Origin of the sequence: Methanomicrobium antiquum (genome assembly GCF_029633915.1) — an archaeon.
Lineage (GTDB): Archaea > Halobacteriota > Methanomicrobia > Methanomicrobiales > Methanomicrobiaceae > Methanomicrobium > Methanomicrobium antiquum.
This window is the reverse complement of the sequence record NZ_CP091092.1, coordinates 694,661-708,814: the sequence shown is the minus strand read 5'-3', so window position 1 is coordinate 708,814 and position 14,154 is coordinate 694,661. Positions and strand designations below refer to the sequence as shown.

At 34.5% G+C, this 14,154-nt stretch carries 13 protein-coding genes, 1 tRNA gene and 1 pseudogene; 11 read left to right on the top strand and 4 right to left on the bottom strand.

Annotated elements, in window-relative coordinates:
* From trpB to L1994_RS03405, 8 genes and pseudogenes are all read left to right on the top strand, one after another.
* Positions 1-1,179: a tryptophan synthase subunit beta gene (gene trpB / locus L1994_RS03440; RefSeq protein ID WP_278100293.1), complete on the top strand. Its 1,179-nt coding sequence runs from the start codon at positions 1-3 to the stop codon at positions 1,177-1,179.
* On the top strand, positions 1,179-2,015 hold the full coding sequence (gene trpA / locus L1994_RS03435; RefSeq protein ID WP_278100292.1) for a tryptophan synthase subunit alpha: 837 nt from the start codon (positions 1,179-1,181) through the stop codon (positions 2,013-2,015). The genes trpB and trpA overlap by 1 nt, the downstream gene beginning before the upstream one ends.
* A gap of 397 nt (positions 2,016-2,412) precedes the next feature.
* A tRNA-Glu gene (locus L1994_RS03430) sits at positions 2,413-2,487 on the top strand.
* Positions 2,488-2,648: 161 nt separating this feature from the next.
* On the top strand, positions 2,649-3,590 hold the full coding sequence (locus tag L1994_RS03425; protein WP_278100291.1) for an IS1634 family transposase: 942 nt from the start codon (positions 2,649-2,651) through the stop codon (positions 3,588-3,590).
* Between the two features lie 131 nt (positions 3,591-3,721).
* Positions 3,722-4,252 (top strand): annotated as a pseudogene (locus L1994_RS03420) (IS1634 family transposase); the annotation flags it as partial.
* A 323-nt stretch (positions 4,253-4,575) separates the two neighbouring features.
* The gene (locus tag L1994_RS03415) at positions 4,576-5,013 is read left to right on the top strand and encodes a hypothetical protein (protein WP_278100290.1); all 438 of its coding nucleotides are present in this window, start codon (positions 4,576-4,578) and stop codon (positions 5,011-5,013) included.
* Positions 5,014-5,137: 124 nt separating this feature from the next.
* Positions 5,138-6,946: a GmrSD restriction endonuclease domain-containing protein gene (locus tag L1994_RS03410; protein WP_278100289.1), complete on the top strand. Its 1,809-nt coding sequence runs from the start codon at positions 5,138-5,140 to the stop codon at positions 6,944-6,946.
* Between the two features lie 120 nt (positions 6,947-7,066).
* A complete protein-coding gene (locus tag L1994_RS03405; protein WP_278100288.1) occupies positions 7,067-7,522 on the top strand; it encodes an EVE domain-containing protein in 456 nt (151 codons plus the stop codon).
* A gap of 36 nt (positions 7,523-7,558) precedes the next feature.
* Here L1994_RS03405 and L1994_RS03400 read toward each other — a convergent pair whose 3' ends face one another.
* Together L1994_RS03400 and L1994_RS03395 are read right to left on the bottom strand one after the other, a co-directional pair.
* Complete coding sequence (locus L1994_RS03400) at positions 7,559-7,687, bottom strand: hypothetical protein (protein ID WP_278100287.1); 129 nt, start codon at positions 7,685-7,687, stop codon at positions 7,559-7,561.
* 94 nt (positions 7,688-7,781) lie between these two features.
* The gene (locus tag L1994_RS03395) at positions 7,782-8,585 is read right to left on the bottom strand and encodes a hypothetical protein (RefSeq protein WP_278100286.1); all 804 of its coding nucleotides are present in this window, start codon (positions 8,583-8,585) and stop codon (positions 7,782-7,784) included.
* Between the two features lie 145 nt (positions 8,586-8,730).
* Here L1994_RS03395 and L1994_RS03390 point away from each other — a divergent pair, with 145 nt between their 5' ends.
* Positions 8,731-9,570 carry a viperin family antiviral radical SAM protein gene (locus L1994_RS03390; RefSeq protein ID WP_341275804.1) on the top strand — a complete coding sequence of 280 codons (840 nt, stop codon included), beginning with the start codon at positions 8,731-8,733 and terminating at the stop codon, positions 9,568-9,570.
* 62 nt (positions 9,571-9,632) lie between these two features.
* Positions 9,633-10,487, top strand: coding sequence for a hypothetical protein (locus L1994_RS03385; RefSeq protein WP_278100285.1), 855 nt, complete (start codon positions 9,633-9,635; stop codon positions 10,485-10,487).
* A gap of 26 nt (positions 10,488-10,513) precedes the next feature.
* Here the strand turns inward: L1994_RS03385 and tnpC are convergent, their stop codons facing one another.
* Complete coding sequence (tnpC, locus tag L1994_RS03380; RefSeq protein ID WP_278100284.1) at positions 10,514-11,968, bottom strand: IS66 family transposase; 1,455 nt, start codon at positions 11,966-11,968, stop codon at positions 10,514-10,516.
* Between the two features lie 92 nt (positions 11,969-12,060).
* Entirely contained in the window at positions 12,061-12,726 is a 666-nt protein-coding gene (locus tag L1994_RS03375; RefSeq protein ID WP_278100283.1) for a hypothetical protein, read from the bottom strand.
* A 153-nt stretch (positions 12,727-12,879) separates the two neighbouring features.
* Here L1994_RS03375 and L1994_RS03370 point away from each other — a divergent pair, with 153 nt between their 5' ends.
* Complete coding sequence (locus tag L1994_RS03370) at positions 12,880-14,091, top strand: hypothetical protein (protein ID WP_278100282.1); 1,212 nt, start codon at positions 12,880-12,882, stop codon at positions 14,089-14,091.
* Positions 14,092-14,154 lie beyond the last annotated feature (63 nt).

Genomic DNA, 14,154 nt, shown 5'->3' with positions numbered 1-14,154 from the left:
ATGAGTGCGAAAAGAGGATACTATGGCAATTACGGCGGGCGGTTTGTGCCTGAGACTCTTATGGAGGCTTTGTATGAGCTTGAGAGAGAATACAAAAGACTAAAAGATGATGCCGGATTTAAGTCCGAGCTTGATTATTATCTCTGTGAGTACGCCGGACGAAAGACGCCCCTTACATTTTGTAAAAACATGTCAGAAGACTGCGGCTGTAAAGTCTATCTTAAAAGAGAGGATCTTCTCCACGGCGGAGCACACAAATTAAACAATACATTAGGACAGGCAATTCTTGCAAAGGCGATTGGAAAAAAGCGGCTGATTGCAGAGACCGGCGCCGGTCAGCACGGTGTTGCAACAGCGATTGCAGGAGCAGTTCTTGGCCTTCCTGTCGAAGTGTTCATGGGCGAGGAGGACTGCGAGAGGCAAAAGCTCAATGTTTTTAGAATGGAGCTTATGGGCGCCAAAGTCCATCCGGTAAAATCGGGGACAAGGACTCTTAAGGATGCGACAAACGAGGCTCTTCGCGAATGGGCAGGAAGTGTGGACTTCACACATTATCTTATAGGATCAGTTGTCGGCCCGCATCCTTTCCCGGAGATTGTCAGGGATTTTCAGTCAGTTATTGGAGATGAGACAAAAGAGCAGTGCTTAAAAAAAGAGGGGAGGCTTCCATCCGCACTTGTTGCATGTGTCGGCGGAGGCTCAAATGCAATCGGTATGTTTTACCCCATGCTCTCTGATGATGTAAAAATGATTGGCGTTGAGGCAGGCGGAAGAGGGCTAAAAGCCAGTGATAATGGTGCGACTCTGAATACCGGAAGGCCCGGAATTCTTCACGGGGCATTATCTTACCTAATCCAGGATGAAGACGGCCAGATTGGAGAGACACATTCTGTTTCAGCCGGACTTGACTATCCCGGAGTCGGCCCTGAACACAGTATGCTTTTTGATGAGGGAAGGGTTTTATACTCATATGCTATGGATGATGAGGTCTTGGAGGCTTTTTCGTATCTTTCAAGGACAGAAGGAATTATTCCGGCACTTGAATCCTCCCATGCAGTATCATATGTTCTTAAAAATAAGGATGAGTTTTCAGAGGATGACATAGTTGTAATCTGTCTTTCAGGAAGGGGAGATAAGGATGTGGCATCGGTTTCTAAGATGTATGGGAGGGATTTTTAATGGACGGTGTTTTGGCAAAAGGAATTTTGGGAAGGGAAAGACTTTCACGTGCATTTGAAAAGCCCGGATTTGTGGCATACACAGTCGCCGGAGATCCGACAATTTCAGATTCTGTTCAAATAGCAAAGGCTTTGATTGACGGCGGGTGTGATGTTCTGGAGCTTGGTGTGCCTTTTTCAGATCCTGTTGCAGACGGAGGTGTAATCCAGGCAGGAGATAAAAGGGCTATTGATGCGGGAATTAGTGTTGATGGTGTATTTGAGATTGTAAAAGATATCAGGAAATATTCAGATGTTGCGGTTGTTTTTCTTGTATATGCAAATATTGTTTACCAGCGGGGGATTGACAGGTTTTACAATGAGGCGAAAGAGGCCGGCGTTGACGGAATTTTAATCGTTGATATGCCGCCTGAAGAGGCAGGAGAAGTGTACTCTGCATCTCTTAAAACCGGAATTGCACAGATTTTTCTTGTGACACAGACCACATCGGATGAGAGGCTTTACGGCATTTTAGAGATGGCTTTTGGATTTATTTATCTCGTTTCAGCGCTTGGCGTTACCGGAAAGCGTTCTGAGGTTTCAGGGGAAGCATATTATCTTCTTCAAAGAGTCAGAAGAGCACTTGATTTAGCCGGAAAGGATGTACCTGTTGCAGTAGGGTTTGGAATATCAGAGCCTTTGCATGCAGAAGAGATTATCCGGGCAGGTGCTGACGGTGTTATTGTCGGAAGTGCGATTGTATCAATTATTGAGAAAAACAGGGAAGATATAAGCCGTGCCTGTAGTGAACTTAGAAATTACGTCGGGATGATGAAGCAGGCGGTGTCTTTAAAATAACACTAAAATAACTCTTTAAAATACCACTTAGAAATAATAATCAATAATAACTCTTTAAAATAACATTTTAAAATAAAGGCAGGGGCGGTTTTGTAGTCAGATCTTCTCTAAAAACGTCCATGATAATTTTTTTCATGCACCGGTTTCATGTAAGTTACAAATTAACTTTCATGTAAAAGGACTAAAAGATCTGTTTTTTTAATTCTTTTTTTGGCTTTCTTTTGGCATCAGACATTTTATCCGGGCATCATACAAAGAACATGATAAAGAGAACGTGACAGAGAGAAAAGCACACAGAGAACTAACCACAAAAGAACAGAATTTTCCAAAATCAAATTATCAATCTTTAAGTACTATTCAGGACGATATAATATACGCAATTTAGACACAATTTTTAGCTGATATAGTGTAGTCCGGCCAATCATGTCGGCCTCTCACGCCGACGACTGGGGTTCGAATCCCCATATCAGCACTCCTGTCTAAAGTGAAGAGCTCAAACGATTTTGACGAGCAAAAACTTTTAGATTCTTTTAAATTATTCATCCAGAATAATCCTGATTTTTTGTCTTCTCACCTAACTTTGCCAGTTGATAAAAATTAATAGTGTTCTTAGCGATGTTTGAATCGAGCAAAATGCAAACAAAACTAAGAACTAATGAAATTGAGCCTAACGAAAATATATCCTTTCCTATTGGTACCATTTGCCTTGTCAAAAGACTGTATGAAAGTCTCAATTTCAACGGGATATTTGGGAAACATAAGAGACATGGGGTTGATATCAATAAATTACTCAAGGCCCTTATTAGTTACAAACTGAGTGATAACTTTAGCATTAAAAGAAGTCATGAATGGATCAACAGAATTGAAGTCCTTGAATTGTTTGATCTAAATCCATTTAGTGAAAGAACCCTGTACCGTGTTCTTGAAATCATCGGGACAAACAGAGAAGAAATACTCTCAGACATACAGGATGTAATATTTGAGAGATATGACTTCGAGCATACGAACATCAACATGGACTGGACAAGCCTGGTACTCCATGGAAATAAAGCAGGACTTGGGAAATATGGTTACAGCCGTGATCACAGACCGGATAAAAAACAAATAACTATTGGCGTTACTGAACTTGCAGAACCCATAAACATTCCAATAGGACTTACTATTGAACCCGGAAACACAAATGATCAGAGTCATTTCAAAAAAACATACAGCCAGGTAAGAAAAAGGCTAAAACCTGAATCACTTGTGATTTTTGATAAGGGAGCTAACAGTATCAAAAATACTGCAATGATCCGGGCAGATAATATGCAGTACATAACTGCAAAGAAGCTAAACAAGAGTGATGATAAGATAATTGCAAATTTCGAGAATTATCATCCCGAGACCATTGATGAGGAAACCGGAATTTGCGGAATTAAAATCAAAAAACCAAACAGTATCAATTATCTCTACTTTTCAAAAAAATTACAGAAAGAACAACTGGATTCAAGAGCTCGAAAAGTCCTAAGACAGATTAAAGAGGCAAAAAATGGCTCTTCGTCAGATCGTGTGGGTAGTTATTACAACTTCTACTGAATCATCCGGGTTTTCAGCAGGATTATAACACATTCCTTAATCTAACTGATCAATTCCTGAGATTTCTGGCTGAATTGCTGATCCAACTGATTAAATTTCACCCATTCAAAACAGCGAAGAGCCCAAAAAATATTCAGGAATGTATTGAAAAAAAGAAAAAACTTCCAAAAAAATTCAGAATCAATAATCTGCTCATAGATGTGGATTACTTTGTCCAGACAAAACTGGTTGAACTTTCGGAAGATGAGGCTGTAAGACTACTTGAAGATAAGATAATCACCGGCAGAGAAGGATTTTTTTGCCTGAAATCAAGTAAGAATTTGACACTTCATGAAGCACTTCTGACTTACAGAAAAAAAGACTCGATTGAGAAGATATTCCATTCCCTTAAAAATGAAATCGAAATCAAACCCTTGAGAGTATGGACAGATGAAAGCATTTATGGAGCGATTCTAATAGGATTTATTGCCCAGTTATTCATCTCACTGTTGAGATATGAGATTGCAGAACTAAAGCATACGTCAACAAAATTCATCAAAAAATCAATATCGAATTTGACAGTTACTGTGGATTCGTGGCAACGGAAGACAAAAAAGTGGATCTATTCTAACTTTGACCCCATAAACACCATGATTCTAAGGTTGAATTGGGCAGTTTCATGATCAGATTCACGAAAAATAACTAACTGTCAAATACAGTTTCCTGACAAAAATTTGATTGAGATAGATGAAATCTCCTAAAGGTTAGGAGAGGAAACTGGCAAACTTAGGTTATATTAAAAAAAATTGTAGAAGAAAGCGGCCATCCAAACCATAAGTATCCTGTATATCTTACATTTGATTATTTACGAAATTGTCTATCCAGAGCATCAGAGATAAAAATAGGCACACTCACATTATTTCAATCAGAAAATTATATTTCCATACCTCTTCTAATCAGGCATCAAATAGAATTATGGAGTGCTATAGAATACCTCAAAAAAGGATTGGATACTTTTTATAATTCTGATCAGTCTCCTGAAAAGGAAAAATTATTTTTCAACACTTTAAATCGCTTGTTCTATGGATTAAAATATTCTGATTATCCTCAAGACCAGGAAAATAAAGAACCTGATGTAAAATATGAAAGTATTAATTGTTTAACGATGATTAAAAAAATGGATGCAAATTTATATGGGTTTCCTGTTTTGAGCATCTATAATACTCTTTCTGAACTTTGTCATCCGAATCTCCCATTAAATGTAAAAAATATACAATATGAAGCCTCTATGGAATTTGGATTCAAAATTTCAGATGAGGTTAGACAAATTCATGCCGATACACAATATTCATTTTTAATGATTTTAAAAAAATCTTCTCAAGAGATATATGATAATACAGAAGAAATATTAAATAGGTCAATTGAAGAGTATTTTCCTGAATAATTTAATTTATATAGAATAGCTTGGTTTTTTTATACTCTAATAAAGAAAAAGCTCTAATAAAGAAAAAGATTTTCAATGCCTGCAAATAATTACTATATTAGGTTATTAATATGCATTTTGGGGATTGGATAATATTTCATTCCTTTTTTATTGGGATATAATTATGAATGAAGATAGAACAATTTTTAAAAAAGTGGATATGGATCTCTCAAGTCTGCTTACATATATTGAGATAGGAGACATTGGTCTTCCGGATATTCAGCGTCCTTTTGTATGGTCTGCATCTAAAGTCAGGGATCTGTTTGATTCCATGTATCGGGGATTTCCAATTGGGTACCTCCTGTTTTGGAACAATCCTTCAAGAACAGATGTTAGGCAGATTGGAACTGAAGGAAAACAGCATAAAATTCCAAATCTACTTATCATTGACGGCCAGCAAAGGTTAACATCTCTTTATTCTGTATTTCGTGGACAACCTGTAAAGGATGAAAATTATCAGGAAAAGATAATAGAAATTGCATTTAGACCAACAGATGGAAAGTTTAGTGTATCTGATGCCGCTACAAAAAAGGATACTGAATTTATAGATGATATATCAAAAATTTGGTCAGATGGAAAATCTAGTTATACAATTGTAAAGGATTTCCTAAACAAAATAAAGGAAAAAAGGGAGATTTCCGATGAAGAAGAAGACAAAATAAGCCATAATCTTGACAGATTGTTTGATCTTCAGAAGTACCCCTTTACTGCCCTTGAAATCGCCTCAACAGTTGATGAAGCGCAGGTAGCCGATATATTTGTAAGAATAAACAGTGAAGGTGTCAAACTCAATCAATCTGATTTTATCCTTACATTACTTTCAGTATTCGGCGAAGATTTAAGGAAAGAACTTGAAACATTCTGTTACGAATCGCGATTCCCTGTAAAACCTGGCGGAAAACCCTCACCCTATAATCATTTCATAACACCGTCTCCTGATCAATTGCTAAGAGTATCAGTTGCTCTTGCTTTTAAGCGTGGAAAATTACAAAGTGTCTATCAAATACTCAGAGGCAAGGATCATACTACAGGAAAATATTCGGAAGAAAAAAGAAATGAACAATTTGAAAAACTAAGAATCAGCCAGAAATCTGTACTTGATTTAACAAATTGGCATCAGTTTTTCTCAGCTCTACAGGGTGCAGGTTTTAAGAGTGGCAATCTGATATCATCGGAAAATGCCCTTCTATTTGCATATGCATTCTATCTTATTGGAAAAAATCAGTTCAAACTTGCACAATATGAACTTGATAGGTTAATCTCAAGATGGTTCTATACAATAACTCTCTCTGGAAGATATAGCAGTTCCCCAGAATCAATGATGGACAGTGATTTAAATCTCATAAAAGATCTTCAAACAGAAGAAGAGTTTAAAAGCGTTCTGGAAAATGCAATAAATAATACTCTGACACCTGATTTTTGGACAATATCTCTTCCAAATGAATTAATTACCTCTTCTGTACGTAATCCTGTAATATATGCATTTTATGCCTCACAAATAAAGCAAAATTCAACAGCATTATTTTCAAATAAGTACATATCCAATCTCCTTGACCCTTCAATAAAAGCTAAAAAGAAATTTATGGATAGGCATCATCTCTTTCCAAAAGCTTACTTAATGCGTGAAGGAATAGAAGATTTTAAACTAATAAATCAGGTGGCAAATTTCTCATTCGTAGAATGGCCAGATAATATAAGAATTAGCGACACTCCGCCGCAAGAATACCTTCTAAAAATTAAAGAAGAAAAAAAATTTACAGAGGAACAATGGAGACTCATGCACATAAATCATGCATTGCCCGATAATTGGGAAAATATGGAATATACTGAATTCCTTGAAAGACGACGACTCTTAATGACAGATATAATCAAACAGGGATTTGAATCTTTATAAAAGTATCAAAATTGGTGGTTTGTCCTGGTATCAAAATCCCTTATTTTCACTCTTTTAATTGATAATAATTAATTTAATTCAAAAGGATTTTAATAAGATATAAGTTTTAATTATTATTTAATGACAATCTGGATTGCATCAACCAACCGGGATAACTGGGAAGTTATAAAAAAGAAGAATCTCTGGGGTGTTCCAAAGAGGAATAAAAATAGCATTGAGAGATCGAAACCCGAAGATAAAATTCTGATATTTGTCAAACAGGAAAATGTGGGAGACACAATTCTTCCATCAGCAATAACCGCCGCTTTTGAGATTACATCAAAACCTTTTGAAGATGTATCGCAGGTTTTTATCAAACCATCAACGATGCCAGGTGAAGAGAATTTTCCTTTCCGCATAAAATTAAAGCCTGTAAAAATATTCAATGAACCTCTGGATTTTAAATCCCTGATACCAAACTTGGAGTTCATCACAAATAAAATACAGTGGACCGGACATCTGAGAACGGCAATGCGGATTATTCCGGAAGAGGATTATGAATTTATTCTGAAGGCTGCTGAGACTCCGAGAGGATGACATTAAAAAAAAGTTGAATTTAAAGAATCAAACAGGTTATTTTTTCCCTGCATTTTTAGCAGCAGCGGATTGTGCTCTTGATGCAAAACCTGAATTGTTCCCCGTCTTTGCTGCAGCAGCCTGAATACGTCCAGCCGCTGATGGTGTCATTGCTTTTTTACTCACTTATTTTCACCTCCTTTTCTTGATAACAAATAATGAACAGAGATTTAATAAAACCATACTTGGAAATCATTTCTGTTTTTATCAACAAAATCATTCATTTATTATTAGCTAAAGCAAATTTTAAAGCCAGTTCTCCATTTTCTGTTATAATAAATCGTTTTTCTTTTTTATTAACCGATTTAACAGATCTTTTTTGTTTACCTTTCATACTGGTTTTAAAGACCTCAGTTTCCTGAATTAATTCCCAGTTTTCTAAAACCTCAGTCATTTTAGTAAGGGTACCTCCGTGCATTACTCTGTCTGTTTTTTTATCTCCGGTATTTCTAACAGGTCGATATAACTCTCTCATTTTACTTTCAAGAGATTTCCTTAACTCTCCTTCTTTTTTCCCGGACAATATTTTTAAAATTGAAATATAATTTGGATTTGAAGATACATCTTCGACATACATTTTAGGAATTGAAATTTTCTGAATTTCTGAATCTTCGGATACATAATAAGCATCACCAATTAACCAAATGGACATTAATAAAAGTCCTATTGTGTGGATTTTTGTTCCACCGGTTATATTAAATGAGAAATAGGCATTTGGATATTTGAGTTTAATGTCAGCAATTGCATGTCTTATAGAATTAATATCTAATTTATCAAATTCTGCCGGATAATATTCTATTTTATATTGATCTGATAGGATTCTGACATTATCATATGCCTGTTTAATTCTGATTTTTTTGGGATCATTATTATTTTTGAGAACATCAGATTCAATCAGGACATAGGTTATATCAATTGGTTTTCCATAAGGAGATTTAATATTCATCACAATATGACGATAAGTTTCTTCTATACTGGCCCCTGCAGCCATAATATGAATATGTTTTTCCTCTGGTTCTACCATAAAAGTAATTTCAATCATAAATATAAAATTATTTCTAATTTTGGAAATTATTTCTAAATTTAATTTTATCTGTATTTTTTAAAACTATCATTGAGGTAATGCCTGTAGACCTAAATTCTACAGCTTTACCCGGTATGGAGATAAAATGACATTCAATAAGATGATCCGTTCAGTAAACTGGCATTTCACTTCGAAATGCAACTACAATTGCAAGTTTTGTTGTACTCAAAAAATGAAAGGAGAAATGGAAGCATCTCTGAAACCAGAGAATATTTATGAAAAATTAAACGATCTTGGAATTGAAAAAGTAAATTTTGTTGGTGGAGAACCTTTCATGAGTCCAAGAATCTTTGAACTTGTAGAAAAAGCCAAAGAAATGGGGTTTACAACAAGTATCGTGACTAATGGATCACTTGTTGATAATGAAAAACTGAAGAGAATATCTCCTTATCTTGACTGGATAGGCATATCAGTCGATTCAGCTTCAGAAATTGTAGAAAAAAAACTAGGCAGGGGTTTGGGCAAACATATTCAAAATTCAATTCAGGTTGCCAGATTAGCAGAAAAATGTGAAATTAAATTAAAAATAAACACAACCGTTACAAAATTATCAATAAATGAATATATGGGGGGATTAATAAACGAACTTAATCCTGAAAGATGGAAAGTATTTCAGTTCATGCACGTTCCCGGACAAAATGATGAAGCATGCGAGTTATTTTCGATTACTGATGAAGAGTTTAATAATTATAAAAAACGTAATTCGGAGATTAGGTTGAAAAATGGAAAATTCCCTGTTTTTGAAAGTTCTGCAGAAATGCTGGATTCATATTTCATGCTTTCTCCATCGGGGTGTGTTCATATAAACACTGAATATCCAGGTATCGACATTCCACTTGAAAGTGTAACCAGGGATAATATTTCCGAATTGATTAATTCTAATCACTACTTTCAGAGAGGTGGAATTTACAACTGGATTAATTAAAATAAAAGGCAATTTTAATAATTTTTATTGTATTAAAATATACTAAACGTGGCAGGCTTTAAATGAATAATTTGCAGTTAGAGAAAGAAATTCAGGATATTGAACAAAAAATCCTCTCAAAAGAACAGGCCTTATTAAAATTAATGACTGAAGAAAAGGAGTTGAAAATTCAATCTGAAATTGTTGAACTTAAAGGTAAACTCATGGATTTAAAAACACAATATGAACATATTGAGGAATCTAATGAAGTTGCGAATTCAGGTTCAGTCAATGCTAATAAAAATAGTTATAAAAAAGGGGGATTACTTTATAGAACAGGACATATTTTTACAGGGGAGAATAATTCTACACAAAAAGATGAATTATTGGAGACATCTAAATCTAAACAAAAACCTACAATTCTTGCAGTTTTGGAAGACACTAAAACTGATATAAAAATAATGGAAACCGCATCAGAATATTCAAAATATTTAGGTTATGACATTCAGGCACTTTATATAATGCCTAATTCAAAAGATCTAGGGAAAAAAATAGAGCATCCTGTTTTTAGCAATCCAAATTTACATATGCTGGTATTTGGATGTGGTAAAAAATTTAATGGTGGACCGGATTGTTCTTTACAATCAAGACAAGAAACACTCAAATCAGACCGAAATCTCATTATTATTGAAAATTTTATTAATAATTTCAATTACAAAAATTGCAGTTGTGAGATTCTTCAATTTTCCGGAAACCCGGATAATTTGGAGCGTGAAGGGGCAGATCAAATAATAAGTTACGCAAGTAAAATATCTGCCAAAAAAATAATTATTGGAAATGGAAAAAAGCCTGAATATATAGAATATAATCCAATAGGGTCCTTTGGACAAGAGGTTCTACGAAAAAGTTCAATAGAGACTCAGATCATTAATAATTGAACACTTGATTTATAATTTGAATGTAACTATTCAGCTATGAGATCCTGAACATTGAAGGGCTGACCTTCGGCCAGTTTTTTCAGAGCCTCATACACTGACTTCCCATTTTTCCTGACAGTTGAGATATACCCTCTGATTCTGCAGAAAATCTCTGCTCCCTCTCTTGATCTAAACGTCCCTGAAATTTTCTGTTGTACTTTCATCATTCTGACATCTCGTTCTGCCAGATTGTTTGTAAATGGTACGATAGAATTGTACATAAACCTCAGAATATCTTCGCGATACTCATCCATCCTCATCAGAAGATTAAGTGGTTTTGACTTCTTAATCCGTCCCCTCTTTTTATCATCAGGCCGTACTGGCGGTGGATTTTCTTCAAACCCTCCCTTTAAAACAGTCTGATAAATCTGTTTAAATTCAATCAGTTTCTCTTGGTCTCGTTTTTTCTTAACAAATATGAAATCATAAATATTTTCTAAGAGAGACTTCATCTTTCCAGCCCATTTTTGTTTGTAACCGTCGACAATTCCTTCTAATTCCCTCATAATATGAGCATTACAAAGAGAATGCTTACAATCGTATCTGAAATATGTTGCCCAGAAATCATGTACCAGAATTCCTTTGAATTTTGAAATAATTCCAATATCATCAACCGCTTTTGATCCTCTTTTTTGATGAACAGCGTACAAAGTCAATCTCTCATTACCTATCGTATGCAGCCACCATCTGTTTCCAAGAACTCTTAATCCGGTTTCATCTGCATGTAAAACAGGCGATTGGAGTAAATTTTCTTCGACCTCATGTTCAAATTTATCCAGAGATTCATATGCCTCCATGCAAATATTCAGAATTGTAGCCGGACTAATCTTTTGACCATATTTATCTTTGAAATATGTTGATGTTTTTTCGAATGGCAGCATAAGTTCATCCTTCAGGTACATCACTTCTGACTTAAAATTAGGACCGTATTGAACCGGATTTGTAACATATGATGGAAATTTGCCAACAGTCTTTTTTCCACAGACAGGACAGATCTTTACTTCTGCCTGGTGCTCGATTACTTTGATTTTAACGGGTGGAATTTCAAATTCCTGTCTTTTCAAAATTTTAAAAGGTTTAATTTTCCTGAGAGTATGCCCACATTTACATATTGAAACCGGATGTGAGATGATTTCATCAGGATCTTTCACCATTTTAAGGGTTTTACCCTTATGATTATTCTGACCCCCGGGTTTCCTGCCGCTTTTTTTCCGCAGGCTTTTTGGTTTTGGTTTGTAAATGTCAGTTGAAGGCGGAAGGCTGCTATTGCGGCTATTTTGTTTTAGTTGTGCCTCTAGTTTCTCGATTCGTTCTTCAAGTTCAATGATCTTTTCAGCCTGTTTTTTAACTATCTGATGTAAATCCAAAATGAGATCAGTTGCAGCTTGGGGATTGGTTAGAACAAAATGTAATATCTGTTCCCGATCAGAAAGCATATCCATTAAAAATTAATCTGCGACCATTATATAAAGATCTGGCGGTTAAATGGACTTAAAATAGTTTAACGGGGTGAATAGTTACATTTGAATAAAAATTAAGGTAACATGGAGTAGGCAATCCTTCCGGCAAGCGTGATAGAAATTATTGTCTCTCTGCCGTTTACTTCTTTATTAACAAGAGATGCCTCCTCAAGAACACCAATTGCCTGTGAGAGAACCTGGGAACTAAGTGTTTTATTATTATTTGGATTTTTAGAAATCCTGTTTTTTAGAATACTCTGGTTGATTCTTTGATTTGTATTTCCAACTAGCTCTCTCAGAATCTGCTGATACAATTTATTCTTTGAAAGTGTGTTCATAGGCATTTTTGGAGTAGGAAATTCCAAAGGTTTTTCAAACTCTTTTGGAAGATAATATCCAATTCCATCCAGCCACAATGCCCCCATAAATGTCATTATGGCAAAATCCTTACGTCCAAATGTTATATTGAAATATAACTTCGCCTCAGGATAATTTTTTCTGATTTCAATAATTTTTTCCATTAGATCATTTAAATCTCCTTTTTTATAAGGAATCACATCTAACGGAATATCAAGCGCTGAATGGCATACTTCAATCACTTTTTCAATACTCATCTGAACATCATCAGGTGGGTTTTCTTCAGTTATTATTACATATTTTTCAACAGGATAGAAACGGGTAATTCTTTGAATTCCTTTATCAACATTTGCCCCTGCAGTTAAAATGTGGATATTCAACATATAATATTGAATATCATCAATATATGCTATAATGTTTTCTGGATAATTTCAATATTAACCTGAAAGGTGATCAACCAGATTCTCCTGAAGGCTGAAAAATGTTTCATATATATGGAACATAGTTAAAAATTCTCAAAAATTGAGGTGGAAAACATGGAAGCAATAAATTCAGCAGATTATCAGAATGTAATGAGCATCAAAGGACTTTCAAATGAAATGAAATCCTTACCTGTATGTATTAGCGAATTATTCGGCCATATTGAACCGACAGATGAACTAATAAACTGCTCCTTAAGGCATCTTAGCAAACAGAGTCTTAAAAATCTTGATTCAAATAATAATTCTGCGAAAGGAATCGCACAGGGAAAATTATTTGAATCTGTTGTATATGAGCAAATGCTTGAGATCTTAACCAAATGCGACTTTGTCAGGGCAATTGTAAAAAAGAAGGATGATGCTATTATTTTTAGCCAGAAAGCCGTTTATGGACAAAATGGCTTATTTTATAATGGGGAAGGTGATATTGTTTTAAGAGGAAATGGTCAGGATTTAGGCGAATTTGATATGTTGTTTGTTGATGGAGCCGGCCAGGTATGCTTCTGTGAGATTATGTCAGCGATTCCAAAAGGACATATCATCAGTCTGGCTAACGAAATTAAATATAAAAAGCGAATTTTGTCTAAGATTTTAAACCAAGAGTCAGTACCTTTTCTATTGATAATTGCAGAAAATTCAAAAAATAAAATAATTCAATGGAAAAATCTTTTACTCACAGAAGAATCCGATTCTTTTATTACTTTTCCTTCAATCGAAGAGATTAAAAGTAAAATCAACAACAATTCAGAATCTGTCCCTCTTAATAGCCTTGTTTTTTCTGAAAAAGCAAAAGAATTAAATTTATTAAATTTTGGAATTAATTTTGATTATAAAGAGATACATGATGAATGTGTAAAAGAAATTATAAAATTATGTAGATCTGAAGATTTTAATTCTGTGAATTTTTTAGATAGAATTGAATTGATAAAAAAACAGGTTTTTATAGGCATAATAAATCCTAAAGACATAGAAACTCTCCTTTCAATTCATAACATAGTCAATTATAAGAACCGGTTATCAGCTTCAGAAATAAGAAATAATCACGATAAAATAATTCTTGCAATGGATATTGAAAATGAATTACCAATAATATATATGAAAGAAAAAGAAAAAAAATCATATCTGAAAATGATTTTCACAAAAAATAATGAATTTCATTTTAAAAATAAAAAAAATCAGAGAAATGCAGGATTATTTGAATGGTTACAAAATATGGATAATAATATTTCAGTAGAAGATAGCTTGAATGTTATTTCATTGTGTTCCTGATATCTGGATATTTTTAAAAACAGGATATACTTATGAAAAAAGTAAATTCAGAGCAGAATATGA

What these genes read in the sequence shown, in the direction of transcription:
- trpB (WP_278100293.1), top strand. Translation starts at nt 1, where the DNA reads ATGAGTGCGAAAAGAGGATACTATGGCAATTACGGCGGGCGGTTTGTG.
- trpA (WP_278100292.1), top strand. Translation starts at nt 1,179, where the DNA reads ATGGACGGTGTTTTGGCAAAAGGAATTTTGGGAAGGGAAAGACTTTCA.
- L1994_RS03425 (WP_278100291.1), top strand. Translation starts at nt 2,649, where the DNA reads ATGCAAACAAAACTAAGAACTAATGAAATTGAGCCTAACGAAAATATA.
- L1994_RS03405 (WP_278100288.1), top strand. Translation starts at nt 7,067, where the DNA reads ATGACAATCTGGATTGCATCAACCAACCGGGATAACTGGGAAGTTATA.
- L1994_RS03395 (WP_278100286.1), bottom strand. Translation starts at nt 8,585, where the DNA reads ATGGTAGAACCAGAGGAAAAACATATTCATATTATGGCTGCAGGGGCC.
- L1994_RS03390 (WP_341275804.1), top strand. Translation starts at nt 8,731, where the DNA reads ATGACATTCAATAAGATGATCCGTTCAGTAAACTGGCATTTCACTTCG.
- L1994_RS03385 (WP_278100285.1), top strand. Translation starts at nt 9,633, where the DNA reads ATGAATAATTTGCAGTTAGAGAAAGAAATTCAGGATATTGAACAAAAA.
- tnpC (WP_278100284.1), bottom strand. Translation starts at nt 11,968, where the DNA reads ATGGATATGCTTTCTGATCGGGAACAGATATTACATTTTGTTCTAACC.
- L1994_RS03375 (WP_278100283.1), bottom strand. Translation starts at nt 12,726, where the DNA reads ATGTTGAATATCCACATTTTAACTGCAGGGGCAAATGTTGATAAAGGA.
- L1994_RS03370 (WP_278100282.1), top strand. Translation starts at nt 12,880, where the DNA reads ATGGAAGCAATAAATTCAGCAGATTATCAGAATGTAATGAGCATCAAA.